This is a genomic window from Pseudomonas sp. P106(2024) (assembly GCF_057480815.1).
This window is the reverse complement of sequence record NZ_JBLIYU010000004.1, coordinates 240,257-266,125: the sequence shown is the minus strand read 5'-3', so window position 1 is coordinate 266,125 and position 25,869 is coordinate 240,257. Positions and strand designations below refer to the sequence as shown.

The window sequence follows — 25,869 nt, the reverse complement described above, 5'->3', positions numbered from 1 at the left end:
TCGGCCCCTTCGCGAGGCAAGCCGGCTTCCACAGGACCCTCTGCAATCCTGTGGGAGCGGGCTTGCCCCGCGATAAGGCTGGCACAGACAACCGAGATCCCGGATCCGCCCCATGCCCTCATCCTTCCGCGCCCTGCGCCTGGGTTTGATCATCCTGCTGATCCTGGTCGGCACCACCCTCAGCGCCGGCTGGGCCATGCACCAGGCCAAGCGCCAGGCCATGGAAACCGACGCCCGCCGGGCCAGCGAACAACTGGGGTTGTACGCCAACGCCCTGCACACTCTGATTGAGCGCTACCGCGCCCTGCCCGCAGTGCTGGCGCTGGATCCAGAGCTGATTGCCGCCCTGCGCGGCCCAGTCACCGAGCCGGTGCAGGACGCCCTGAACCGCAAGCTCGAACGCATCAACGGCGCCGCCAACTCCTCCACCCTGGAGCTGCTCGACCGCACGGGCCTGGCCATCGCCGCCAGCAACTGGCGCCTGCCGACCACCTATGTCGGTTCCAACTACGGCTTTCGCCCCTATTTCAAGCAGACCCGCAGCCAGGGCAGCGGCCGCTTCTACGCGGTCGGCGTGACCAGCGGCGTGCCGGGCTACTTCCTGTCCAGCGCGGTAGACGACGAACACGGCCGCTTCCTCGGCGCCATGGTGGTCAAGCTGGAGTTCCCGGAGCTCGAGCGCGAGTGGCGCCAAGGCAGCGATATCCTGCTGGTCAGCGATGCCCGCGGCATCACTTTCATCGCCAATCAGGACGGTTGGCGCTACCGTGAGCTGCAACCGCTGTCCGGCGCCGACCGCGCCGAGCTGGCCGAAACCCGCCAGTATGACAAGCAACCGCTGGTGCCCCTGCAGCACCAGGTCCTGACCCGCTTCACCGACACCAGCCACCTGACCCGCGTCCAGGGCCCGGATGGCACCGCCGAGTACCTGTGGGAGCGCCTGCCGCTGGAGGCCGAAGGCTGGACCCTGCACCTGCTGCGCAAGCCACAGGTCGCCGAGGACGGGCGCAACGCCGCCCTCGCCGCCGCGGCCATCTGGCTGAGCCTGGTGTTCGCCGCGCTGTTCGTCAGCCAGCGCCTGCGCCTGGCCCGACTGCGCCAACGCAGCCGACAAGAGCTCAAGCGCCTGGTCGAAGAGCGCACCCGCGAGCTGCATACCGCCCAGGAAGGCCTGGTGCAGTCAGCCAAGCTGGCGGCGCTGGGGCAGATGTCGGCAGCCCTGGCCCATGAAATCAACCAGCCGCTGACCACCCAGCGCATGCAATTGGAAACCCTGCGCCTGCTGCTCGACCATGGCCGCCATGACGAAGCGCGCCAGGCCTTGGAGCCTCTGGAGCAGATGCTGAGCCGCATGGCCGCGCTCACCGGCCACCTGAAGACCTTCGCCCGCAACAGCCCCGGCGGCCTGCGCGAGCGCCTGGACCTGGCCACGGTGGTCGACCAGGCGCTGCACCTGCTGGACACCCGCATCCGTGCCGAAGGCGTCGAAGTGGCGCTGTACCTGGCACGCCCGGCCTGGGTCCGCGGCGACGCGATCCGCCTGGAGCAGGTGCTGATCAACCTGCTGCGCAACGCCATCGACGCCATGGCCGACAAGCGTTACAAACGCCTGGAGATCCGCATCGAGGCCGACGATGCGCAGTGGCGCCTGAGCGTGCTCGATTCCGGTGGTGGTATCCTCGACTGCGACCTGGACCGGGTCTTCGATCCGTTCTTCACCACCAAGCCGGTCGGTGAGGGGCTGGGGCTGGGCCTGGCCATCTCCTATGGCATCGTCATCGACGCCGGTGGTCGCCTGCAGGTCGAGAACCTGCCGGGCGGTGCCCGCTTCAGCCTCACCCTGCCGCGCGACCTGGAGCCTGTATGTTGAATTCGGTGATCGTCGTCGACGACGAAGCGAGCATCCGCACCGCGGTGGAACAGTGGCTGAGCCTGTCGGGCTTCAACGTGCAGTTGTTCGCCCGCGCCGAGGACTGCCTGGACAGGCTCGAGCCGCACTTCCCCGGCGTGATCCTCAGCGACGTGCGCATGCCCGGTATGTCCGGCTTGCAGCTGCTCGAACGGTTGCAGGCAAGCGATCCCGACCTGCCGGTGATCCTGCTCACCGGCCATGGCGACGTGCCCATGGCGGTGGAAGCCATGCGCAATGGCGCCTATGACTTCCTGGAGAAACCGTTCACCCCGCAACACCTGATGGGCAGCCTGCGCCGGGCCCTGGAAAAGCGCCAGCTGGTCCTGGAGAACCGCCGCCTGCATGAACAGGCCGACCTCAAGGCACAACTGGAGAACACCCTGCTGGGCATGTCCCAAGGCTTGTTGCAACTGCGCCGTCAGGTGCTTGAGCTGGCCGGCCTGCCGGTCAACGTGCTGATTCGTGGCGAAACCGGCAGCGGCAAGGAGCGCGTGGCGCGCTGCCTGCACGACTTCGGCCCGCGCGCCGACAAGCCCTTCGTCGCCCTCAACTGCGCGGCCATTCCCGAGACGCTGTTCGAGGCCGAGCTGTTCGGCCATGAGAGCGGCGCATTCACCGGTGCCCAGGGCAAGCGTATCGGCAAACTGGAGTACGCCAATGGCGGTACCGTGTTCCTCGATGAAATCGAAAGCATGCCGTTGGCCCAGCAGGCCAAGCTGCTGCGGGTGATCCAGGAGCACAAGCTCGAGCGGCTGGGCGCCAACCAGAGCATCAGCGTCGACTTGCGCATCATTGCCGCGACCAAGCCGGACTTGCTGGAGGAAGCGCGCGCCGGGCGCTTTCGCGAAGACCTGGCCTACCGCCTGAACGTCGCCGAACTGAGACTGGCGCCCCTGCGCGAGCGGCGCGAGGACATCCCATTGCTGTTCGAGCATTTCGCCCGCGCCGCCGCCGAACGCCTCGGACGCAGCGCCCCGCCGCTGACCGGCGTGCAACTGGCGCGCCTGCTGGCTCACGATTGGCCGGGCAATGTGCGCGAGCTGGCCAATGCCGCCGAACGGCATGCCTTGGGGCTGGGCTCGCCGGCCCTGGAGATCGAGTCCGGTGGGCAATCACTGGTCGAGCAGATGGAAGCGTTCGAGGCCCAGTGCCTGCGCGCGGCCCTGCGCCAGCACAAGGGTGAGATCAAGGGCGTGATGGAGGCCTTGCAACTGCCGCGGCGCACACTCAATGAAAAGATGCAGCGGCATGGGTTGGTGAGAGAGGACTTTCTTGAGCGCGAATGAGCGGATTATTGCTCAGTATTTCAGGCCAACAAGCGGAAAACCGCCTATCCGTTGCCGTTGTTTCACACCTCATCGCGGGGCAAGCCCGCTCCCACGAAGGTCCTTGAAACGCAGGCGGCACAGGCTTTGCGTGGGAGCGGGCTTGCCCCGCGATGCCCTCGAATGGATCACCACGCACTCATCTGGCACACCTCCTGCAAAACCCTTCTCAAGCTGCGCCTCGAGCGCGCTCCACAAAAACAACGAGAAGGTATCCCTGATGGATAACGCCAGCACTCTGCCCACCGGGGCGGCCGTTGCGCCCGCCGCGCAAAAGTCCACCGCCAGCCGCCTCAAATCGATCTTCAGTGGCTCCATCGGCAACATGGTCGAATGGTACGACTGGTACGTCTACGCCGCATTTTCGCTGTACTTCGCCAAGGCCTTCTTCCCCGCCGGCGACACCACCGCCCAGTTGCTCAACACCGCCGCGATCTTCGCCGTGGGCTTCCTCATGCGCCCGATAGGCGGCTGGCTGATGGGCCTGTACGCCGACCGCAAGGGCCGCAAGGCGGCACTGATGGCCTCTGTACTGCTGATGTGCGCAGGCTCCCTGGTCATCGCCCTGACGCCGGGCTACGAGACCATCGGCGTCGCCGCGCCGATCCTGCTGGTCATCGCCCGCCTGATGCAGGGCCTGTCGGTAGGTGGTGAGTACGGCACCTCGGCCACTTATCTCAGCGAGATGGCCAGCAAGGAACGCCGTGGCTTCTTCTCCAGTTTCCAGTACGTCACCCTGATCTCGGGCCAGCTCATCGCCCTGGCGGTGCTGATCGTCCTGCAGAACACCCTGACCACCGAGGAGCTGTATGCCTGGGGCTGGCGCGTACCGTTCGTGATCGGCGCGCTATGCGCGGTGGTCGCCCTGTACCTGCGCCGCGGCATGGAAGAGACCGCCTCCTTCACCAAGAAGGAAAAATCCAAGGAAAGCCTGATGCGTACTCTGCTGCGCCATCCCAAGGAGCTGATGACCGTGGTCGGTCTGACCATGGGCGGTACCCTGGCCTTCTACACCTACACCACCTACATGCAGAAATACCTGGTCAACACCGTGGGCATGAGCATCAGCGACTCGACCACCATCTCGGCGGCCACGCTGTTCCTGTTCATGTGCCTGCAGCCGGTGATCGGCGGGCTGTCCGACAAGATTGGCCGACGCCCTATCCTGATCGCCTTCGGCGTGCTCGGCACCCTCTTCACCGTGCCGATCCTTAGCACCCTGCACACCATCCAGACCTGGTGGGGCGCGTTCTTCCTGATCATGGCCGCGCTGATCATCGTCAGCGGCTACACCTCGATCAACGCCGTGGTGAAGGCCGAACTGTTCCCGACCGAAATCCGCGCCCTGGGCGTCGGCCTGCCGTACGCGCTGACCGTGTCGATCTTCGGCGGCACCGCCGAGTATGTGGCCCTGTGGTTCAAGAGCATCGGCATGGAGACCGGCTTCTACTGGTACGTCACCGCCTGCATCGCTTGCTCGCTGTTGGTGTACGCGACCATGAAGGACACCAAGCAGCATTCGCGGATCACCACCGACTGATCCCTCCTCGCAGAACTGAAAAGGGGCGCTGCGGATGACCGTGCGCCCCTTTTTAAGGATTGTGAGCCGAATAATAGCGCCATTCGGCTCACACAATGAGCCGAATGGCGCTATTATTCGGCTCATGAACCCAAAAGCGCATACGGCTGCCGACACCGTCTGGGTCTGGCAGCAGGCCGACTGGCCCGACTTTCGTTGGGACGCATCACAACTGGCAACCTTGCTCAGAGACTGCGTCCAGGCGCAGGGCTGCCTGCTGGGCAGAGCGGGGGCAGTGACCGAGGCCAATGCCAACCTCGATACGCTCGATACCCTGCTGCAGAACATTGTCACATCCTCGGCCATCGAGGGTGAGCAGCTCAATGTGGAGTCCGTCCGCTCTTCCCTGGCCCGCCGGCTCGGCATCGCGGAGCCGGGTACGACCACGACACGCAGCGAGGGCCTGGCCGAACTGATGGTGGATGCGGCCATGGGCTATGTTCGGCCACTGGATCAACAGCGCCTGTTCCTGTGGCACCGCTGGCTGTTTCCCGAACCTGACGATTCACTCGCACCGCCCCTGCCAGTCGGTGAATGGCGCGACGATGCTCCAATGCAAGTGGTATCGGGGCGTATCGACAAACCCAGGGTGCATTTCGAAGCACCGCCGCGTGCCGGCCTGGAGCAGCGGGTGCGGCAGTTCATCGACTGGTTTGAAAATAGCCGCAGCGATCGGCAACTCGACCCCCTGCTACGCGCGGGGCTCGCCCATTTCTGGTTCGTCACCTTGCACCCCTTCGCCGATGGCAACGGCCGCCTGGCGCGCGCCATCACAGACCTGGCATTGGCCCAGGGCGAGCAGCGTGCGGTCCGTTTCTACGCCATGTCCAGCAGCATCCTGGAAGACCGGGCCGGCTACTACGCAGTCCTTGAAAGCAGCCAGCGCGGCGACCTGGACGTCACACAATGGCTGGCCTGGTTCCTGTCCACCTTGCTGCGCAGCCTCCAGCAAGCGCTGGTGCGCATCGACCGGGTGCTGGCCAAGGCGCGCTTCTGGCTGATCCATCGTGACGATGGCTTGTTGCCCGAACAAGTCAAGGTGCTCAACCGCCTGCTCGATGGTGGGCCTCGCGGGTTCGAGGCCGGTATCAGTGCCAGCCAGTACCAGGCGGTGGCCAAGGTCTCCAAGGCCACAGCCACCCGGCACCTTGTCGACCTGCTGGACAAGCATTGCCTGGTTCGTCTGCCCGGCGGCGGGCGTAGCACCCGATACAGGGTGAATACCCAAGAGACCTGAGCAGGGCTGGTCAACGAGCGCCCTGAACAGCTCGCTCCCCGCTGTACCTCGCGTCACTGGTAACAGGTCGCTATCTCATGGAAAGCCACTTCTTCCCTTAATTCCCAATTAACTGCCTGGGCCCATTCTGAAATGGCCCTGCCACTGACCTGCCCTTCCGAAACCGATGGGAACGGCGTTGGGCGGTGGCTGGGGCGCCAATGGCAGCTTCCTGACATTACCCGCGCCACTATCAATCGATTTAATCGATTCTAATTTGCTATTTTTTGCGCTTTTTAATCAATTTAATGGGCGTAGCATTGAACCCATAGAAACAACAACCCCAAGCAACCCACCGGAGCAACGACCATGAAAAACCAACTGATCCTCACCCTCGCCCTCTCTGTTCTGGCCACTGGCGCCTTCGCCGAAGACGGTTTCGACCGTACCGGCGCCCACACCTTCGCTGCCGTACAGAGTCAGTCGGCCACCTACGCAGAAGATGGCTTCGATCGTACCGGCGGCCAGCGCTTCGCTGAAGATGGCTTTGATCGCACCGGCGGCCAGCGCTTCGCCGAAGACGGCTTCGATCGCACCGGCGGCCAGCGCTTCGCCGAAGACGGCTTTGATCGCACTGGCGGCCAGCGCTTCGCCGAAGATGGCTTCGACCGCACCGGCGGCCAACGCTTCGCCGAAGACGGCTTCGACCGCACCGGCGGCCAACGCTTCGCCGAAGACGGCTTCGACCGCACCAACGGCCACCGCATCAGCTGATCGCTGATGCGCGCTACCAGCCCGGCTTCGGCCGGGCTTGATTATTTGCAGCCGGGCCAAGCCTTGGCACACTAGGCGTCTTGTCCCCCACCAGGAAGGGCCTCGCGGCCTTGCGCAGATGTACTACTACGAACCCGCCAAAGGCCACGGCCTGCCCCACGACCCGTTCAACGCCATCGTCGGCCCACGGCCCATCGGCTGGATCTCCAGCCACGACCGCGAAGGCCGCCTGAACCTGGCGCCCTACAGCTTCTTCAACGCCTTCAACTACATCCCTCCGATCATCGGTTTCTGCAGCGTCGGGCGCAAAGACAGCCTGAACAACATCGAGCAGACCGGAGAGTTCGTCTGGAACCTGGCCACCCGTCCACTGGCGCAGCAGATGAACCAGAGCTGCGCCGCCGTGGCGGCGGATGTCGACGAGTTCGCGCTCAGCGGCCTCACCCCGACCGCCTCGAATGTGGTCAAGGTGCCGCGTGTCGGCGAAAGCCCGGTGAGTTTCGAATGCAAGGTCAGCCAGATCGTCCAGCTCAAGCGTGCGGACCAGGAAGTGGTGCCCAGCTGGCTGATCCTCGGCGAGGTGGTGGCGGTGCACATTGCCGAGCACCTGCTGAAAGACGGTATCTACGACACCGCCGCCGCCGAACCGATCCTGCGTGGCGGCGGCCCGGCCGACTACTTTGCGCTGGGCGAGCTGTTCAAGATGGCTCGGCCACAGGCCTGATCAGAAGATCAGCTCACCTTCCTCGCCCACGCCCTGCAGGCGTTCGAGTTCGGCACAAGCGGCCTCGTCGGCCGCGATCGCCGACTGGAACACCTGCCCGTCCAGCACTTTGTGAAAGCGCGGCGCGCCGCCCATGACCAGGGCCTTCACGGCAATCGCCGCGTGGTAGCCGCCGCCTTGTACCGGGACCATTGCCGAAACCGCTTCGAAGTGGGGGAATTCTCTACGTGCCATGTCGCTCTGCGCCTGTGTGATCGAGGGACGACATTTTACACGCTAGGCGAACGTATGCAGGTCGAGGCTGCTGACCACCTGCTCCTGCACCAGCTCACCAAATACGTCGAGGGTGGGCGAGGCGAAATAGCCACTCATCGCCTGCTGGTCGCACCAGCTGCCGCTGAGCAGCCACAGGTCGGCATCGACCTGCGAGCGCTGCACGCTGAAGCTCAGGCAGCCCGGCGCACGCCGCGACGGCTCGAGCAGGTCGCGCAGGCGCACGCCAAGTTCCGCGGATCGACCGTTGCTGGCGCGGATGAAAGCCAGGTGTGTGACCGGTTGCTGCTGGCTCATGAACGATCTCCTTGAAGCGCTACGGACGGGAAAACCAGGCTGCCAAGGTTAGGGGGTCGCCCACGCGGAACGTTAGGCCATTACTGCCGGCCGATTGCCTGATCCTGCAACGGAGCAGGATCAGGCAATCGATCTGCAGCTTTCGACTAGCGCCTGCCATTGCCCAAACCTATGCTGCGTCCGTCAGCAGAGGAATACCGCCATGAGTTCATCCACGTCCCTCGATCCGCTTCTGGAGCAGCAACGCCAGGAGCTGGCCGGACTGATCCGGCGTCACGCCCAAATCCCCCATGGCTCGGTGTCGGCCATCGAAGACCTGTACCTGACCCGCTACGAAGAGGATGTACGCGGCATGCCGGCCCTGGCACAACCGGCCTTGTGCATCCTGGCCCAGGGCAGCAAGACATTGTTCCTGGGCGACGAGCGCTATACCTACGACCCGCTGCACTACATGGTGGTCTCGGTGACGCTGCCCATTACCGGCGCCCTGCTCGAGGCCAGCCCCGAGAACCCCTGCCTGGGTTTGCGCCTGGATATCGACCCGGCACAGATCAGCCAGCTGATCGCCGAGAGCGGGCCGATACTGGTCCCTGGCCAGGCTTCCGGCCGTGGACTGTTCGTGGAGAAAAGCGATCCGCAGTTGCTCGACACGCTGCTGCGCCTGGTGCGCTTGCTCGACAGCCCGCGGGATATCGCCGTGCTCGCCCCACTGGTGCGCCGCGAGCTGATGTATCGCGTGCTGCGTGGCCCCCAGGGCTGGCGTCTGTGCGAGATCGCCCTGTCCAGCAGCCAGACCCACCGGGTATGCCAGGCCATCGCCTGGCTCAACCGGCATTACCAGGAGCCCTTGCGCATCGAGGACCTGGCACGCGAGGTCAACCTCAGCACCTCGACCCTGCACCACCGTTTCAAGGCGGTGACCTCGATGAGCCCGTTACAGTACCAGAAGCAGCTGCGCCTGCAGGAGGCGCGGCGACTGATGCTCAATGACGGGCTGGAGGCCGCGGTGGCTGGCTACCGGGTGGGCTATGAAAGTCCTTCGCAGTTCAGCCGCGAGTACAGCCGCTTGTACGGAGCACCGCCGATTCGCGACGTGGCGCGCCTGCGCGCCAGCGCCAGCTGAAAAGAGACAAACATTGGACGACCGTAGGATCGGGCTTGCCCCGCGATCGACGGCAAAGCCCTCGCTACTGCGCTCAGGCTAGTACCGCCTGCTGCCACCGGCCTTGATCCACCTGGATCAAGGTCGGTCCCTGACGCTCCACTGCCCGGCCCAACGCCGCCTGCAACTGCCCCACATCGCCCACGTCCTCTGCCTCGGCCCCCAGCGCCAGCGCCACGCCAATGAAGTCCGGGGTATGGATGTCCACGCCAACCGGCTCGATCGCCCGGTTGACCATGTACTTCTTGATTTCCTCGTACCCCTGGTTGTTCCACAGCAGCACGATCAGCGGCACCTGCGCCTCGACCGCGCTGGCCAGCTCGGGCAAGGTGAACTGCAACCCGCCGTCACCGATAAGGCACACCACCGGCGCGCGTTCGGCGGGCGACTCGGCGCTGCCCAACCAGGCGCCCATGGCGGCCGGCAACGCGTAGCCCAGCGTGCCGTAACCGGTCGAGGCATTGAACCAGCGGCGCGGCTTGGCCATGTCCAGGGTCAGGTTGCCGGTATAGACCGGCTGGGTCGAATCGCCCACCAGGATGGCGTCCGGCAGGGTTTGCAGGATGCTGGTCAGCAGACGGGTCTGGCTCAGGGTCGGCTGGTCCCAACTGGCCGCGTTGTCCTGGCGCAGGCGGGCGGCCCGCGCCGCTCCCCAATCGCTATCACGCGGCGGTTGCGCCTGCAGGTTCAGGGCTACCAGCAGCGCTTCGGTGGCCTGGGCGGCATCGCCCACCAGGGCCAGTTCTGGCAGGTAATTGCGTACTGTCTGGTCAGGGTCGATATCGATCCGCAGCAGGCTGCCGGGAATCTCGAAACCGCCCTTGAAGGTCACGTCGTAGTCGGTTTCGGCCAGTTCGGTGCCGATGGCCAGCACCACGTCGGCCTCGGCCACCAGCGCGCGGGTGGCAGACAGGGTCTGGGTCGAACCGATCTGCAGCGGATGGTTGGCGGGCAACAACCCCTTGGCGTTGATGGTCAGCGCCACCGGCGCCTGCAGGTGCTCGGCCAGTCGCGCCAGCGCGGTGCCCGCCTCCAGCGCACCGCCACCGGCCAGGATCAGCGGACGCCGCGCCTTGGCCAGGCGCACGGCCATGCGCTGCACGGTCTGTGGCGCGGCGCCGGCACGGGTGGTACGCACCACGCGGCCCGGCAACAGGTGATCGGCGGGTTCCACCAGCACATCCAGCGGGATTTCGATATGCACAGGGCGAGGTCGGCCACCGTCGAACACGGCGAAGGCCCGGGCCAGCACCTCAGGCAGGTCATCGGCGCTCATCAGCGTGTGCGAGAACGCCGCCACCCCCGCTACCAGCCCGGCCTGGTTGGGCAGCTCATGCAGCTTGCCACGGCCGCCGCCCAGCTGGTTGCGCGATTGCACGCTGGAAATCACCAGCATCGGAATCGAGTCGGCATAGGCCTGGCCCATGGCGGTGGTGATGTTGGTCATGCCCGGGCCGGTGATGATGAAACACACGCCAGGCTTACCCCGGGTACGCGCGTAGCCATCGGCCATGAACCCGGCACCCTGCTCGTGGCGGGGGGTGATGTGACGGATCGAGGAAGCGGCCAGGCCGCGGTAGAGTTCCACGGTATGCACGCCGGGAATGCCAAAGACATGATCGACGCCATAGCCTTCGAGGAGTTTGACCAGCACTTCACCACAGGTTGCCATCATCGAGTACCCGATTCTTGTTAAGACCTGTGCTCATGGAAACAAGCGCCGACTACCGCCACAATGCAAAAAAACACATACTAGCCATGACCCCATATCATGGCTTGTCACAATGAAACGCCTGCCGCCCCTCCCCGCCCTGCACACCTTCCTGGTGACCGCCCAGCACTGCAACTTCACCCGCGCCGCGCACCATCTGCATATCACCCAAGGCGCGGTCAGCCGGCAGATCGCCGGGCTCGAGGAGCACCTGGGCTACGCATTGTTCCAGCGCCAGGCCCGAGGCCTGGCGCTGACCCGCGAAGGGCAGGACTGGCTGCCCCGGGTGCAGCAGATCTTTGCCCTGATCGAGCAAGGCGTGCGCGAGGTCGGCGGACGCAGCGCGACACTGCAGCTCAAAGCGCCGACCTGTGTGATGCGCTGGCTGCTGCCACGCTTGCTGGAATGGCAGGCACTGCGCCCAGATGTCCCGGTGGAGTTGACCACCACGGTGCAGCATGGCGTGGATTTTCGTCGCGAGGGCTTCGATGCGGCCGTGGTCTATGGCGCGGCGCCGAACCAGGGGCAGCAGGTACGCAAGCTGTTCGACGAACAACTGACGCCGGTCTGCGCGCCATCGGTGTCTAGCGGCCCCTTGCAGTTGCAGGACCTGGCACGGCAGATGCTGCTGCACCCCTCGCGGGACGAACATGACTGGCGGTTGTGGTTGCAGGCGGCCAATGCCGGGTTCGAGCCCCAGGGGCCGAAGCAGCATTTCGAGACGTTGGACATGGCGATGGCCATGGCCTCCCAAGGGACGGGGATCGCCATTGGCGATTTCTCGCTGATCGGCGACGACCTGCACGCAGGCCGGTTGTGCATGCCGTTCGAGCTGAAGGTGACGACCGGGAAGGGGTATTACCTGGTGACACCTTCGAAGACCATGCCCGCGGGGCTGGTCGAGTTGATGGAGTGGCTGCAGGCACGTGCCTCAAGCCTTGCACAATCCCTGTAGGAGCGGCCTTGTGTCGCGAAAGGGGCGCGCAGCGGCCCCAGGATCGTGGCCATGGCATAGATCGCCGGGGCCGCTTGCGGGTCCTTTCGCGACACAAGGCCGCTCCTTGTACCGTGCGACTCAGTAACCGACTGTGAACCTTGCCCGCGAGTGTGCCGGCTTTTCCAGCTCTTCGAGCATGGCGATGGCGTAATCGGCAAAGGTGATCCAGCTCTTGCCGTCTGCGCCGATCAGCAGGTGGTCCTTGCCCAGAGTGTAGTGCCCGCTGCGCTCGCCTTCGACGAACTCCGCCGACGGCGACAGGAAGGTCCAGTCCAGGGTCGGTTCGCGGCGCAGCGTATCGAGAAAGCGCACCCCGGCGCTGGCCTCGGCCTTGTAGGCCTCGGGGAAGTCCGGGCTGTCGATCACCCGGTGCCCGGACGGCAGCAGCAGGCTGCCGGCCCCGCCCACCACCAGCAGGCGCTTGACCCCGGCCCGCTTGACCGGCTCGATGATCGCGCCCGGCTCGAGAGTGGAAAAATGCGCCGCGCTCAGCACCGCGTCGCAGCCCGCCACGGCCGCCTGCAGGGCGGCGCTGTCCTTGGCATCCAGCGCCTTGACCGTCACGCCGTCACGGCCTTGCAGGCTGCCCGGATCACGGGCGATCGCCACCACACTGTGACCACGACGCAGGGCCTCTTCCAGTAACTGGCTGCCGGCGCGCCCGGTGGCGCCGATGATTGCGATCTTGCTCATGGGAAACACTCCAACAGGTTGAAAGGGATTACCACTTCATCTCGCCCTTGGCGACCTTGGCCCCCAGTTCCAGGGAACTCTCGTCGCCAAGGTTCGGGTAGCGTTGCTTCATCGCTGCGATCAGCGCGGCGGAGTCGGCGGCCTTGGCGGCTTCGGTATCGAAGTCACGAATGTAGCCGGCGGTGAAGCGCACCGCGTCCAGCGAGCGGCTGCTGTCGCCCAGGTAATGCCCAGGGATCACCGTGCGCGGGGCAAGCTGCTCGATCTTCGCCAGGGTGCTCAGCCAGTCGGCGTGGGATTGCGCAGTCTGGGTGTCGGCCATCCACACGTGGATGTGCTCGGAAACCACCACGCCACCGACCACTGCCTTGATCGAGGGAATCCAGACGAAGCTGCGGTCCGGCTGTGGACCGTCCAGGCCGACAACCTCCAGTGCCTGGCCTTCCAGCTCCAGGCGATTGCCCTCGAGGACCTGCGGCACCACCAGGCGTGCCGGCTTGTCCGCGCCCATCTGCGGGCCCCAGTAGGCCAACTTGGCGTCCATGGTCTTGCGAATGTGTTCGACAGTGGCGGCCGAGGCGACCACCCGGGCCTTGGGAAACGCCTGGGTGATGGTGTCCAAGCCAAAGTAGTAGTCTGGGTCGCCATGGCTGACATAGATGGTGGTGAGCTGCTTGCCGCTGGCACGCAGGCGTTCGACCACCTGCTCGGCCTGGCCTTTGCCGAACTGGGCGTCGACCAGGATGGCCTCATGGGCGCCACTGACGATCACCGAACTGACTGGGAAGATCGCCGCGTGGCCAGGGTTGTAGGCTTCGAGCTTTAGCGGTTCGCTGGCCATGGCCTGGCCGCCGAGGGTGAGACAGGCCAGCAGCAGGCCGCGCAGGGGAGTGAGAAGAGACATCGCAAGATCCTGTGAGTGGGACGATGCAGACAAGCTTAGTTGCCCGAACCAATACAAAAAATGCGATGCTTCGACATAGTTTGTTTCTAAAATCGGACAGATCATGGACCGTCTCAACGCCATGCGCGTATTCGTCACCGTCGTCGACCTGGGCAGCCAGTCCGCCGCGGCGGATCATCTGGAGCTTTCCAGGCCCGTGGTATCGCGCTACCTGGCGGAGCTGGAGGACTGGGTGGGCGCACGCCTGATGCAACGCACCACGCGCAAGCTCAGCCTGACGGCGGCGGGTCTCGAAACCCTGCCCCGCTGCCGCCAGTTGCTGGAGCTGGCCGGCGACCTGCAGAACGCCGTGCGCCAGCCGGACGACGCCCCCCGCGGTGAACTGCGCATCAGCGTCAGCACCTCGTTCGGCCAGGCCCAACTGGTGGATGCGCTGGCCGCCTATGTCAAACGCTACCCTGGGGTGAAAGTGGAACTGCAAATGCTCGACCGCACCGTCAACTTGGTGGACGAGCGCATCGACCTGGCCATCCGCACCAGCAACGACGTCGACCCCAACCTCATCGCCCGGCGCCTGAGCGTGTGCCGCTCGGTGGTCTGCGCCAGCCCCGCCTACCTGCGCGAGCACGGTACGCCGCGCCAGGTCGAGGAACTGAGCCGGCACAACTGCCTGACCCACGCCTACTTCGGCCACAGCCTGTGGCATTTCGAGGTGGACGGGCAGAACGTCGCCGTGCCGGTGCAGGGCAATATCAGCGCCAACGAGGCCATGACCCTGCAGAAAGCCGCCCTGGCCCACGCCGGGATCGCCATGTTGCCCACCTACCAGGCGGCGGCCGCGTTGCGCAGTGGCGAGCTGGTGCGGCTATTGCCGCACGCCAGGCCACGGGAGCTGACCCTGAATGCGGTGTACACCTCGCGCAAGCACATGCCGGCGACGCTGCGCAGCATGCTCGACTTCCTGGCGCAGCGGTTCGGCGACGAGCCGGAGTGGGACAAGGGATTGAGCTGAGTCCAGGCGATGCAGATTCGTGCACAAGGCCTATGCTTGAAGGTATGACCTGTTGCACCAACAGGAGGTCCGCACCATGAGCATCAAATCCAGGCGTTGCGCCCTCGTCTTCGCCCTGGTCGCGGTGGCCGGGCTTTATGGCTCGGCCTGCTGGCGGGTCGAGCTGCTGCGAAGCCAGCCCAACACGGCGGCCAGTTGCGTCCACGAACACTGCGTTCCCCACAGCGCCACCCTGAGCGCCGTCAGGTAGAGAAAATCACTCCTCGACGCTCATGTACTCTTTCGCCCAGCGGATGTAGTCCTCGGGCTGGGTGTAGGTGTGCGAAAGCTCGGTGGCGCCGAGGCTGTCCGACTTGTGCTGCTGGCCACGCTGCTGGCGCAGGCAGTCGTAGGTGGCCTTGATCGCGGCGAAGTAGGCGGCATGGCCATCGACCACGATGCGCACGCCCAGGCGCGCCAGGCGCTCGTCGTCGCGCAGGTTCGGGTTGGCGTAGGTGACCAGCATCAGCGGCACGCTCAGGTGCTCGGCGATCTGCTCCAACTGCTCGAAGTCCTTGACCCCCACCATGCAGATGCCATCGGCGCCGGCCTTCTGGTAGCTCTGGGTGCGGACGATGATTTCCTCGGTGGTGAGCACGCCGGCATTGGTCCGGGCGATGATCGCCAGCGCCGAATCGACACGTGCCTCCAGCGCCGCGCGAATCTTGCCCACGCCCTCCTCCACCGAGATCAGGTCGGTGGACTTGCGGCCGAACTGGGCCGGCAGCAAGGTGTCCTCGATGGTCAGCGCGGCCACGCCGGCGCGCTCCAGCTCGATGACCGTGCGCATCACATTGAGCGCATTGCCATAGCCGTGGTCGGCGTCGGCGAGCACCGGCAACTGGGCCACGCGCCCGATGCGGGTGGCCTGCTCGACGAACTCGCTGAGGGTGATCAGGGCGAAGTCCGGCGCGGCCAGGACCTGCAACGAGGCGACCGAGCCGCCGAGGATGCCGACTTCGAAGCCCAGGTCCGCGGCGATACGGGCGGACATCGGGTCGAAGACCGAAGCGATGTGATAGCACGAACCTGAAGCAAGCAGTTCGCGAAAGGCAAAACGCAGATCGTGGTGGGAAGCCTTGGGCATGATCACTCCGCTTGTAATGAAATTTGTGAACGGCTGACAACCGACCCCTGTATCGGGTCTACCTGACTGTTCCAACCGTCGCCATCAGGGCGGTCATGCTCGACATGCAGGCAGAGGAATAGAAGGTGTGGACATACAGCGACGCGAAACCCTGCGGCAAACAGCTGCACCATGCTGGTGCAGCCCCCGGATTTCAGCCTCTGCGGCCCTGCCACGATATCACGCGGTCATGCATCGCTGGATGAATGCGCTAATGCCGATCTTGCATAGGGGATGCATGGAGTACATAGGTAGCTATGTAACTCAGGCTACAATACGCCCCCATTGACGATCCCATCGCACGACAAGCCCACGACGCCTCGCGCTCGTGCCAGCTCTGACCACAAGGTATCCACCGTGACTGCCGCCCTGCCCCCCACCGTCCTGCGTAGCGTCCTGACCGCCCTGATGCTGGCGATCTTCCTCGGCGCACTCGACCAGACCATCGTCGCCGTGTCCATGCCGGCGATCTCCGCGCAGTTCAATGACGTCGGGCTGCTGGCCTGGGTCATCTCCGGCTACATGGTGGCCATGACCATCGCGGTGCCGATCTACGGCAAGCTCGGCGACCTGTATGGTCGGCGGCGCATGATCCTCACCGGCACTGCCCTGTTCACCCTGGCCTCGGTGGCCTGCGGCCTGGCCCAGGACATGCCGCAGTTGGTGCTGGCGCGGGTGCTCCAGGGCATCGGCGCCGGCGGCATGGTGTCGGTGAGCCAGGCGATCATCGGCGACTTCGTGCCACCGCGCGAGCGCGGACGCTACCAGGGCTATTTCAGCAGTATGTACGCCCTGGCCAGTGTCGCCGGGCCGGTGCTCGGCGGCTGGCTGACCGAGTACCTGTCCTGGCGCTGGGTGTTCTGGATCAACCTGCCGCTGGGACTGGTCGCCCTGTGGGTCATCCATCGGGCGCTGGACGGGTTGTCGGTCAAGCGCCGCGAGGCCCGGGTGGACTACCTGGGCGCTGTGTTGATGATCGTTGGTCTGGGCAGCCTGCTGCTGGGCATCACCCTGGTCGGCCAGGGGCATGCCTGGCTGTCGTCGCAGGTGCTGGCGCTGCTGGGTTGCGCGCTGCTCGGGCTGCTGGCGTTCATCGCCCACGAGCGCCGTTGCCGCGAGCCGCTGCTGCCGCTGAGCCTGTTCGGCAATCGGGTGGCGGTGCTGTGCTGGTGCGTGATCTTCTTCGCCAGCTTCCAGTCGATTTCGCTGACCATGCTCATGCCCCTGCGCTACCAGGGCATCACCGGTGCGGGTGCCGACAGCGCGGCGCTGCACCTGCTGCCACTGGCCATGGGGCTGCCCGTCGGCGCCTTCACCGGTGGACGCATGACCAGCCGCACCGGCCGCTTCAAACCGCAGATCCTGACCGGAGCACTGCTGATGCCGCTGGCCATTGCCGCCATGGCGCTGACACCACCACAGTCGGGCTTGCTCGGCGCGGTGTTCATGCTGCTGACCGGCATCGCCTGCGGCCTGCAGTTCCCCACCTCGCTGGTGGGCACGCAAAGCGCGGTGGACAGCAGGGACATCGGCGTGGCGACCAGTACCACCAACCTGTTCCGCTCGCTCGGCGGGGCGATGGGGGTGGCGTGCATGTCGAGCCTGTTGCTGGCGCTGCTGCATCAGGGCGGTTTCGAAATGCTGGGCAACCCGCTGCTGGGGAGCCTCAAGACCGGCGAGGCGGATCCGCAGACGCAGGCGCGCTTGTTGGAAACCTTCCGCGACCTGCTGCTGGTCAGTGCCGGCGCTTCGCTGATCGGACTGCTGGCGGCGCTGGCCTTACCCGACCGGCAGTTGCGCGGGCGCTAGCTGTCTGCGCCCACAGGGGGTACTAACGCCCCCTTAATCGCAAAGGAGTAACACTTCCTCACAATCCTTAACAAAGTGTCATTTGCGCAAGCCTGGGCTCAAGCGCAGCATATCCAGCCCGGTATCGACCCATTTTTCGACATCGGCCAACAGGTCGAAGCTGTCCGGCAGCAGCAGCCAGCGGCCGATCAGGCCGTCCACATAGGCAAACATGGCCACGGCAGCCCGATCGATATCGAGCTCCCCGGGCAACTGGCCACGACGTACCGCATTGCCCAGGGCCAGGGCGATGCTCTGATGGCAGTCCAGCACCGCGCCCTGGCGTTGCTGGCGAATCTCACACATGTCGTCGGTGAACTCGCACTTGTGATGCAGGATTTCATTGATACGCCGGGTACGGGCATCGAGCACCAGCTCGTTGAACACTTGCAGCAAGAGCTTGCGCATGCAGCCGAGCGGGTCGAGTTCGTCCTCGCTTTCACTGGCCCGGGCCAGGTGGTCATGGGTTTCGTGCAGGCTATCGAGCAGCGCCTGCACCAGCTCCGCCTTGTTGCTGAAATGCCAGTAGATCGCCCCGCGGGTCACCCCCGCGAGCTCGGCGATGTCGGCCAGGGTGGTACGCGCGACACCGCGCTTGTAGAAGGCCTTTTCCGCCGCCTCAATGATCTGGGCACGGGTTTCCTGGGCTTCTTCTTTGGTTCGACGGACCATGGCAGTACAACCTCATCAGGCCCCGCCCGCACATCTGGCGGACGGGAATCGGGCCGGGGCGAGCATTTTATGGGCCACTCCCGGGTGCATGTGGACGATCCGCGGCGACTCACCGACGGTATTTACAAACAACCATGAATGTAAGTATATTCCTTAGCAAGCTATTTATCCACCGGATAGCGTTTTTCTCTTAAGACTCTTCCACTATATTCTTGAGCTCCCTTGCTCCTGCGACCCGAGGATCCTCATGCAATTCAAGCCAGCCGTAACCGCCCTGGTTTCCGCCGTGGCCCTGGCAACCCTGCTCAGTGGCTGTAAGAAAGAGGAAGCAGCGCCTGCGCCGCAGGCTCCTCAGGTCGGCGTCGTGACCGTGCAACCGCAAGCCTTCACCCTGACCTCGGAACTGCCGGGGCGCACCAGCGCCTACCGTGTGGCCGAGGTTCGCCCGCAGGTGAACGGCATCATTCTCAAGCGCCTGTTCAAGGAAGGCACCGACGTCAAGGAAGGGCAGCAGCTCTACCAGATCGACCCGGCCGTCTACGAGGCGACCCTGGCCAACGCCCAGGCCAACCTGCAGGCTACCCGCTCGCTGGCCGAACGCTACAAGCAACTGATCGACGAGCAAGCCGTCTCCAAGCAGGAATACGACGACGCCAATGCCAAACGATTGCAGGCCGAGGCCTCGCTCAAGAGCGCCCAGATCGACCTGCGCTACACCAAGGTACTGGCCCCGATCAGTGGCCGCATCGGTCGCTCCTCGGTCACCGAAGGCGCCCTGGTGAACAACGGCCAGACCAACGCCATGGCCACCATCCAGCAGCTCGATCCGATCTACGTCGACGTCACCCAGTCCACCGCCGAGCTGCTCAAGCTGCGTCGTGACCTGGAAAGCGGCCAACTGCAGAAGGCCGGCGACAACGCCGCCCAGGTGCAACTGGTGCTGGAGGACGGCAGCCTGTTCAAGCAACAGGGTCGCCTGGAGTTCTCCGAAGTCGCCGTCGATGAGACCACAGGCTCGGTCACCCTGCGCGCGATCTTCCCCAACCCCGACCACACCCTGCTGCCTGGCATGTTCGTGCATGCGCGGCTCAAGGCCGGGGTCAACGCCAACGCCATCCTGGCACCGCAACAGGGCGTGACCCGCGACCTCAAGGGCGCGCCGACCGCGCTAGTGGTCAACCAGGAGAACAAGGTCGAACTGCGCCAGCTTAAGGCCAGCCGCACCTTGGGCAGCGACTGGCTGATCGAGGAAGGCCTGAACCCGGGCGATCGTCTGATCACCGAAGGGCTGCAGTTCGTGCGACCGGGCGTCGAGGTCAAGGTCAGCGAAGCCACCAACGTCAAGAAGCCGGCCGGCCCTGCTCAGGCCAACACGGCCAAAGCCGACGCCAAAGCGGAGTAAACCATGTCGAAGTTCTTTATCGATCGCCCGATCTTCGCCTGGGTGATCGCCCTGGTGATCATGCTGGTCGGCGCCCTGTCGATCCTGAAGCTGCCGATCAACCAGTACCCGAGCATCGCCCCGCCGGCCATCGCCATCTCCGTGACCTACCCGGGCGCCTCGGCGCAGACGGTGCAGGACACCGTGGTGCAGGTGATCGAGCAACAGCTCAACGGTATCGACAACCTGCGTTATGTGTCGTCGGAAAGTAACTCCGACGGCAGCATGACCATCACCGCCACCTTCGAGCAGGGCACCAACTCCGACACCGCGCAGGTCCAGGTCCAGAACAAGCTGAACCTGGCCACCCCGCTGTTGCCGCAGGAAGTGCAGCAGCAAGGTATCCGCGTCACCAAGGCCGTGAAGAACTTCCTGCTGGTGATCGGCCTGGTGTCCGAAGACGGCAGCATGAGCAAGGACGACCTGGCCAACTACATCGTCTCCAACATGCAGGACCCGATCTCGCGGACCGCGGGCGTCGGTGACTTCCAGGTGTTCGGTGCGCAGTACGCCATGCGTATCTGGCTGGATCCGGCCAAGCTGAACAAGTTCCAGCTGACCCCGGTCGACGTGCGCACCGCCGTGGCCGCGCAGAACGTCCAGGTCTCGTCCGGCCAGCTCGGCGGCCTGCCAGCACTGCCGGGCACCCAGCTCAACGCCACCATCATCGGCAAGACCCGCCTGCAGACCGCCGAGCAGTTCGAGAAGATCCTGCTCAAGGTCAACAACGACGGTTCCCAGGTACGCCTGGGCGATGTCGCCACGGTCGGCCTGGGCGGCGAGAACTACGCCATCAGCGCCCAGTACAACGGCAAGCCGGCCTCGGGCCTGGCGGTCAAGCTGGCCACCGGCGCCAACGCCCTGGACACCGCCAAGGCGCTGCGCACCACCATCAGCGACCTGGAGCCATTCTTCCCGCCGGGCGTGAAGGCCGTATTCCCGTATGACACCACGCCAGTGGTCACCGAATCGATCAGCGGGGTGATCCACACCCTGATCGAGGCCGTGGTTCTGGTGTTCCTGGTGATGTACCTGTTCCTGCAGAACTTCCGCGCCACCATCATCACCACCATGACCGTGCCGGTGGTGTTGCTGGGTACTTTCGGCATCCTTGCCGCCGCAGGCTTCAGCATCAACACCCTGACCATGTTCGCCATGGTCCTGGCCATCGGCCTGCTGGTGGACGACGCCATCGTCGTGGTGGAGAACGTCGAGCGGGTGATGTCCGAGGAAGGGTTGCCGCCCAAGGAGGCAACCAAGCGCTCCATGGAGCAGATCCAGGGCGCCCTGGTGGGTATCGCCCTGGTCCTGTCGGCGGTACTGCTGCCGATGGCCTTCTTCGGCGGTTCCACCGGTGTGATCTATCGCCAGTTCTCCATCACCATCGTCTCGGCCATGGGCCTGTCGGTGCTGGTGGCGCTGATCTTCACCCCGGCCCTGTGCGCCACCATGCTCAAGCCGCTCAAGAAGGGCGAGCACCATGTGGCCAAACGCGGCTTCTTCGGCTGGTTCAACCGCAACTTCGACCGCAGCGTCGCCGGCTACGAACGCAGCGTCGGCACCATCCTGCGCAACAAGATCCCGTTCCTGCTGGCCTACGCCCTGATCGTGGTCGGCATGATCTGGCTGTTCGCGCGCATCCCCACCGCGTTCCTGCCCGAGGAAGACCAGGGCGTGCTGTTCGCCCAAGTGCAGACCCCGGCCGGCTCCAGTGCCGAGCGCACCCAGGTGGTGGTCGACCAGATGCGCGAGTACCTGCTCGACAAGGAAGCCGATACCGTGGCTTCGGTGTTCACCGTCAACGGCTTCAACTTCGCCGGTCGTGGCCAGAGCTCGGGCATGGCCTTCATCATGCTCAAGCCGTGGGGCGAGCGCTCGAAGGAGAACAGCGTGTTCGCCCTCGCCCAGCGCGCGCAGATGCACTTCTTCAGCTTCCGTGACGCGATGGTGTTCGCCTTCGCCCCGCCGGCGGTACTCGAACTGGGTAACGCCACCGGCTTCGACGTGTTCCTCCAGGACCGCGCCGGCGTCGGCCACGCGAAACTGATGGAAGCGCGCAACCAGTTCCTGGCCAAGGCCGCGCAGAGCAAGATCCTCAGCGCCGTGCGTCCGAACGGCCTGAACGACGAGCCACAGTACCAACTGACCATCGACGACGAACGCGCCAGTGCCCTGGGCGTGACCATCGCCGACATCAACAACACCCTGTCGATCGCCCTGGGCGGTAGCTACGTCAACGACTTCATCGACCGCGGTCGGGTCAAGAAGGTCTACATCCAGGGCGAGCCAAACTCGCGGATGAGCCCGGAAGACCTGCAGAAGTGGTACGTGCGCAACGGCAAGGGTGAAATGGTGCCGTTCTCCTCCTTCGCCAAGGGCGAATGGAGCTACGGCTCGCCGAAGCTGTCGCGCTACAACGGCGTGGAAGCGGTCGAGATCCTCGGTACCCCGGCCCCGGGCTACAGTACCGGTGAGGCCATGGCCGAAGTCGAGCGCATCGCCGGCGAACTGCCAACCGGCATCGGCTACTCCTGGACCGGCATGTCCTACGAGGAAAAACTCTCCGGCTCGCAGATGCCGGCGCTGTTCGCCCTCTCGGTACTGTTCGTGTTCCTGTGCCTGGCGGCGCTGTACGAAAGCTGGTCGATCCCGATCGCGGTCGTGCTCGTGGTACCGCTGGGCATCATCGGTGCCCTGCTCGCCACCAGCCTGCGTGGGTTGTCCAACGACGTGTACTTCCTGGTCGGCCTGCTGACCACGATCGGCCTGGCGGCGAAGAACGCCATCCTGATCGTCGAGTTTGCCAAGGAACTGCACGAGCAAGGCCGCAGCCTGTACGACGCGGCGATCGAGGCGTGCCGCATGCGTCTGCGCCCGATCATCATGACCTCGCTGGCGTTCATCCTCGGCGTGGTACCGTTGACCATCGCCAGCGGCGCCGGCGCCGGCAGCCAGCACGCCATTGGTACCGGCGTGATCGGCGGCATGATCAGTGCGACCGTGCTGGCCATCTTCTGGGTACCGCTATTCTTCGTCGCAGTGTCGTCGCTGTTCGGCAGCAAAGAGCCGAAAGAACACGCCACCCCTGAAACTCCACGTTATGAGGCTGGGCAATGACCAAGTCTTTGTTGTCCCTGGCGGTAACCGCCTTCATCCTCGGCGGCTGCTCGCTGATCCCCGACTACCAGACGCCCGAGGCGCCGGTGGCCGCGCAGTGGCCGCAAGGCCCTGCGTACTCGCCGACCGAGTCGGCCAACGTTGCCGCGGCCGAGCAAGGCTGGCGCCAGTTCTTCCACGACCCGGCGCTGCAGCAACTGATCCAGACGTCGCTGGAAAACAACCGCGACCTGCGCGTCGCGGCGCTGAACATCGACGCCTACCGCGCCCAGTACCGCATCCAGCGCGCCGACCTGCTGCCGGCGGTATCGGCCAATGGCAGCGGTAGCCGCCAGCGGCTGCCGGCGAACATGTCGCAGACCGGCGAGGCATCCATCAGCAGCCAGTACTCGGCCACCCTGGGTGTCAGCGCTTATGAACTGGACCTGTTCGGCCGTGTGCGCAGCCTGACCCAACAGGCCCTGGAAACCTACCTGTCCAGCGAGCAGGCGCGTCGCTCCACGCAGATCAGCCTGGTGGCCAGCGTGGCCAACGCCTATTACACCTGGCAGGCCGACCAGGCGTTGCTGAAGCTGACCGAAGAAACGCTCAAGACGTACGAAGAGAGCTACAACCTGACCCGCCGCAGCAATGAGGTGGGCGTGGCTTCGGCGCTGGACCTGAGCCAGGCCCGCACCGCCGTCGAAGGAGCGCGGGTCAAGCTGTCGCAGTACCAGCGCCTGGTCGCCCAGGACCTGAACAGCCTCACCGTGCTGGTAGGTACCGGCGTGCCGGCCAACCTGCCCAAGCCGCTGGAGCTCAATGCCGACCAACTGGCCGAAGTGCCGGCGGGCCTGCCGTCCGACATCCTGCAACGTCGTCCGGACATCCAGGAAGCCGAGCACCTGCTCAAGGCCGCCAACGCCAACATCGGCGCCGCCCGCGCCGCGTTCTTCCCGAGCATCAGCCTGACCGCCAACGCCGGTACCCTGAGCCCGGACATGGGCGGGCTGTTCAAGGGTGGTTCGGGCACCTGGCTGTTCCAGCCGCAGATCAACCTGCCGATCTTCAACGCCGGTAGCCTCAAGGCCAGCCTGGACTACTCGAAGATCCAGAAGGACATCAACGTCGCCAAGTACGAAAAGACCATTCAGACCGCCTTCCAGGAAGTCGCCGATGGCCTGGCCGCACGCAAGACGTTCGAGGAGCAGCTGCAGGCGCAACGTGACCTGGTGGCCGCCAACCAGGACTACTACCGCCTGGCCGAGCGCCGCTACCGCATCGGAATCGACAGCAACCTGACCTTCCTCGACGCCCAGCGCAACCTGTTCAGCGCCCAGCAGTCGCTGATCGGCGATCGCCTGTCGCAGCTGGTCAGCGAGGTCAACCTGTACAAGGCCCTCGGTGGCGGCTGGTACGAGCAGACCCAGCAACAAGCCTCGATCCAGACGCCGAAAGGCTGATTGGCCCGGTAACGCATCAAGCCCACCCTTGCGGTGGGCTTTTTGTTGCCCGCGATGACGCTCGGTCAACATTACGTTCGATAATCGCCCCATTCCGCGTTCCACGAATTGCCTCGCCCCCACCCTCCCCCGCACCATCGCCCACGCAACGTTGCACTCGTTCTCTCTAAAGACGCCCACCCCTGCGGCCCGTACCCGCAGTGCACCGGCTCGCCCAATAAAAACAAGAGATCCACGACAGATGAGCACTTTGCAACCCGCACGCCAGCTGCTCCCGGGCCTGTTGGCCCTGTCCTGCGCCCTGCCCGCCGTCGCCGCCGAAAGCGGTTTCCTGGAAGACGCCAAGGCCAGCCTCAACCTGCGCAACTTCTACATCAACCGCAACTTCGTCGACCCGGCCAACCCCCAGGGCAAGGCCGAGGAATGGACCCAGAGCTTTATCCTCGACGCTCGCTCCGGCTTCACCCAGGGCACCGTCGGCTTCGGTGTCGACGTGCTGGGGCTGTACTCGGTCAAGCTCGACGGTGGCAAGGGCACGGCCGGCACTCACCTGCTGCCGGTGCATGACGATGGCCGCCCGGCCGATGATTTCGGCCGCCTGGGCGTGGCATTCAAGGCGCGCCTGTCGCAGACCGAACTCAAGGTCGGCGAGTGGATGCCGGTGCTGCCGATCCTGCGTTCGGACGATGGCCGCTCGCTGCCGCAGACGTTCCGCGGCGGCCAGCTCACCGCCAAGGAGATCGAAGGCCTGACCCTCTATGCCGGCCAGTTCCGCGGTAACAGCCCGCGCAACGACGCGAGCATGGAAGACATGTTCATGCAGGGGCGCGCCGGCATCACCTCCGACCGCTTCAACTTCGCCGGTGGCGAATACAGCTTCAACGACAAGCGCACGATGGTCGGCCTGTGGGATGCCCGACTCAAGGACATCTACCGCCAACAGTACCTGAACCTGGTCCACAGCCAGCCGCTGGGCGACTGGACCTTGGGCGCCAACCTGGGCTACTTCCTCGGCAAGGAAGAGGGTAGCGCCCGCGCCGGCGACCTCGACAACCATACGGCCTCGGCCATGCTTTCGGCACGTTACCAGGGCCACACCTTCTACATCGGCCTGCAGAAGGTCAGCGGCGATGACGCCTGGATGCGGGTCAACGGCACCAGCGGCGGCACCCTGGCCAACGACAGCTACAACGCCAGCTTCGATAATGCCAAGGAGCGCTCCTGGCAAGTGCGCCATGACTTCAACTTCGTCACCGTGGGCATCCCTGGGCTGACCCTGATGAACCGCTACATCAAGGGTGACAACGTGCACGCCGGTGGGGTGGACGATGGCAAGGAGTGGGCCAGGGAGACCGAGCTGGCCTATGTGGTACAGGCCGGGACGTTCAAGGACCTTTCGGTGAAATGGCGCAACTCGACCATGCGCAGGGACTTCAGCAGCAATGCGTTCGACGAGAACCGACTGATCGTCAGTTACCCACTCAATCTTCTTTGATGCCATCGCGGGGCAAGCCCGCTCCCACATCGTCCGCACAAGAGAGGAGCGGCGTGGGAGTGGGTTTTCCTCAAATAATCAAAAGACATATTCAAATCAAATTAAATTCT

Annotated in this window: 22 protein-coding genes; 15 read left to right on the top strand and 7 right to left on the bottom strand. The window is 64.9% G+C overall.

The window, feature by feature from the left end; all coding sequences use genetic code 11:
* The first annotated feature begins 112 nt into the window (after positions 1-112).
* The 6 genes from AC25M7_RS09675 to AC25M7_RS09650 all read left to right on the top strand — a co-directional run bounded on the left by AC25M7_RS09675 (position 113) and on the right by AC25M7_RS09650 (position 7,530).
* Entirely contained in the window at positions 113-1,870 is a 1,758-nt protein-coding gene (locus tag AC25M7_RS09675; protein ID WP_028690187.1) for an ATP-binding protein, read from the top strand.
* Entirely contained in the window at positions 1,864-3,198 is a 1,335-nt protein-coding gene (locus tag AC25M7_RS09670; RefSeq protein ID WP_088852649.1) for a sigma-54-dependent transcriptional regulator, read from the top strand. Before AC25M7_RS09675 ends, AC25M7_RS09670 begins: the two co-directional genes overlap by 7 nt.
* A 259-nt stretch (positions 3,199-3,457) precedes the next feature.
* On the top strand, positions 3,458-4,777 hold the full coding sequence (locus AC25M7_RS09665; RefSeq protein ID WP_028690189.1) for an MFS transporter: 1,320 nt from the start codon (positions 3,458-3,460) through the stop codon (positions 4,775-4,777).
* Between the two features lie 124 nt (positions 4,778-4,901).
* Entirely contained in the window at positions 4,902-6,053 is a 1,152-nt protein-coding gene (locus tag AC25M7_RS09660) for a Fic family protein (RefSeq protein WP_088852647.1), read from the top strand.
* A 348-nt stretch (positions 6,054-6,401) separates the two neighbouring features.
* Positions 6,402-6,806, top strand: a complete 405-nt coding sequence (locus tag AC25M7_RS09655) for a heme utilization protein (protein WP_197866699.1) — start codon at positions 6,402-6,404, stop codon at positions 6,804-6,806.
* A 118-nt stretch (positions 6,807-6,924) separates the two neighbouring features.
* Positions 6,925-7,530 (top strand): flavin reductase family protein, encoded by a 606-nt coding sequence (locus tag AC25M7_RS09650; protein ID WP_062364125.1) that lies wholly within the window; start codon positions 6,925-6,927, stop codon positions 7,528-7,530.
* Here AC25M7_RS09650 and AC25M7_RS09645 read toward each other — a convergent pair whose 3' ends face one another.
* Positions 7,531-7,764, bottom strand: a complete 234-nt coding sequence (locus AC25M7_RS09645) for a hypothetical protein (RefSeq protein WP_028690193.1) — start codon at positions 7,762-7,764, stop codon at positions 7,531-7,533.
* 42 nt (positions 7,765-7,806) lie between these two features.
* Entirely contained in the window at positions 7,807-8,100 is a 294-nt protein-coding gene (locus AC25M7_RS09640; protein WP_028690194.1) for a putative quinol monooxygenase, read from the bottom strand.
* A gap of 202 nt (positions 8,101-8,302) precedes the next feature.
* Between AC25M7_RS09640 and AC25M7_RS09635 the strand changes: the two genes are divergently transcribed.
* The gene (locus tag AC25M7_RS09635) at positions 8,303-9,223 is read left to right on the top strand and encodes an AraC family transcriptional regulator (protein WP_028690195.1); all 921 of its coding nucleotides are present in this window, start codon (positions 8,303-8,305) and stop codon (positions 9,221-9,223) included.
* Positions 9,224-9,296: 73 nt separating this feature from the next.
* Here the strand turns inward: AC25M7_RS09635 and AC25M7_RS09630 are convergent, their stop codons facing one another.
* The gene (locus tag AC25M7_RS09630) at positions 9,297-10,934 is read right to left on the bottom strand and encodes a 5-guanidino-2-oxopentanoate decarboxylase (RefSeq protein ID WP_486971003.1); all 1,638 of its coding nucleotides are present in this window, start codon (positions 10,932-10,934) and stop codon (positions 9,297-9,299) included.
* Positions 10,935-11,046: 112 nt separating this feature from the next.
* Here AC25M7_RS09630 and AC25M7_RS09625 point away from each other — a divergent pair, with 112 nt between their 5' ends.
* On the top strand, positions 11,047-11,928 hold the full coding sequence (locus tag AC25M7_RS09625) for a LysR substrate-binding domain-containing protein (protein WP_028690197.1): 882 nt from the start codon (positions 11,047-11,049) through the stop codon (positions 11,926-11,928).
* A 120-nt stretch (positions 11,929-12,048) separates the two neighbouring features.
* Here AC25M7_RS09625 and AC25M7_RS09620 read toward each other — a convergent pair whose 3' ends face one another.
* Positions 12,049-12,663, bottom strand: coding sequence for an NAD(P)-dependent oxidoreductase (locus AC25M7_RS09620; protein WP_028690198.1), 615 nt, complete (start codon positions 12,661-12,663; stop codon positions 12,049-12,051).
* Between the two features lie 28 nt (positions 12,664-12,691).
* The gene (locus AC25M7_RS09615) at positions 12,692-13,567 is read right to left on the bottom strand and encodes an MBL fold metallo-hydrolase (protein ID WP_069016085.1); all 876 of its coding nucleotides are present in this window, start codon (positions 13,565-13,567) and stop codon (positions 12,692-12,694) included.
* A 103-nt stretch (positions 13,568-13,670) separates the two neighbouring features.
* On the opposite strand from AC25M7_RS09615, the gene AC25M7_RS09610 reads away from it, so the two are divergent.
* Complete coding sequence (locus AC25M7_RS09610; RefSeq protein ID WP_028690200.1) at positions 13,671-14,579, top strand: LysR family transcriptional regulator; 909 nt, start codon at positions 13,671-13,673, stop codon at positions 14,577-14,579.
* A 76-nt stretch (positions 14,580-14,655) separates the two neighbouring features.
* Complete coding sequence (locus tag AC25M7_RS09605; protein ID WP_167388398.1) at positions 14,656-14,829, top strand: hypothetical protein; 174 nt, start codon at positions 14,656-14,658, stop codon at positions 14,827-14,829.
* 6 nt (positions 14,830-14,835) lie between these two features.
* Here AC25M7_RS09605 and AC25M7_RS09600 read toward each other — a convergent pair whose 3' ends face one another.
* A complete protein-coding gene (locus AC25M7_RS09600) occupies positions 14,836-15,705 on the bottom strand; it encodes an isocitrate lyase/PEP mutase family protein (protein WP_486970974.1) in 870 nt (289 codons plus the stop codon).
* Between the two features lie 396 nt (positions 15,706-16,101).
* Between AC25M7_RS09600 and AC25M7_RS09595 the strand changes: the two genes are divergently transcribed.
* Positions 16,102-17,553 carry an MDR family MFS transporter gene (locus AC25M7_RS09595; RefSeq protein ID WP_028690202.1) on the top strand — a complete coding sequence of 484 codons (1,452 nt, stop codon included), beginning with the start codon at positions 16,102-16,104 and terminating at the stop codon, positions 17,551-17,553.
* A gap of 78 nt (positions 17,554-17,631) precedes the next feature.
* Here AC25M7_RS09595 and ttgR read toward each other — a convergent pair whose 3' ends face one another.
* Positions 17,632-18,264, bottom strand: coding sequence for an efflux transport transcriptional regulator TtgR (gene ttgR / locus AC25M7_RS09590; RefSeq protein ID WP_028690203.1), 633 nt, complete (start codon positions 18,262-18,264; stop codon positions 17,632-17,634).
* A gap of 247 nt (positions 18,265-18,511) precedes the next feature.
* On the opposite strand from ttgR, the gene ttgA reads away from it, so the two are divergent.
* The 4 genes from ttgA to AC25M7_RS09570 all read left to right on the top strand — a co-directional run bounded on the left by ttgA (position 18,512) and on the right by AC25M7_RS09570 (position 25,759).
* Positions 18,512-19,666 (top strand): toluene efflux RND transporter periplasmic adaptor subunit TtgA, encoded by a 1,155-nt coding sequence (ttgA, locus tag AC25M7_RS09585; RefSeq protein WP_028690204.1) that lies wholly within the window; start codon positions 18,512-18,514, stop codon positions 19,664-19,666.
* Between the two features lie 3 nt (positions 19,667-19,669).
* Complete coding sequence (gene ttgB / locus AC25M7_RS09580; protein WP_028690205.1) at positions 19,670-22,822, top strand: multidrug efflux RND transporter permease subunit TtgB; 3,153 nt, start codon at positions 19,670-19,672, stop codon at positions 22,820-22,822.
* Positions 22,819-24,264, top strand: a complete 1,446-nt coding sequence (locus tag AC25M7_RS09575) for an AdeC/AdeK/OprM family multidrug efflux complex outer membrane factor (protein WP_028690206.1) — start codon at positions 22,819-22,821, stop codon at positions 24,262-24,264. Before ttgB ends, AC25M7_RS09575 begins: the two co-directional genes overlap by 4 nt.
* Before the next feature lie 241 nt (positions 24,265-24,505).
* A complete protein-coding gene (locus tag AC25M7_RS09570; RefSeq protein WP_207851285.1) occupies positions 24,506-25,759 on the top strand; it encodes an OprD family porin in 1,254 nt (417 codons plus the stop codon).
* The last annotated feature ends 110 nt before the right edge of the window (positions 25,760-25,869 follow it).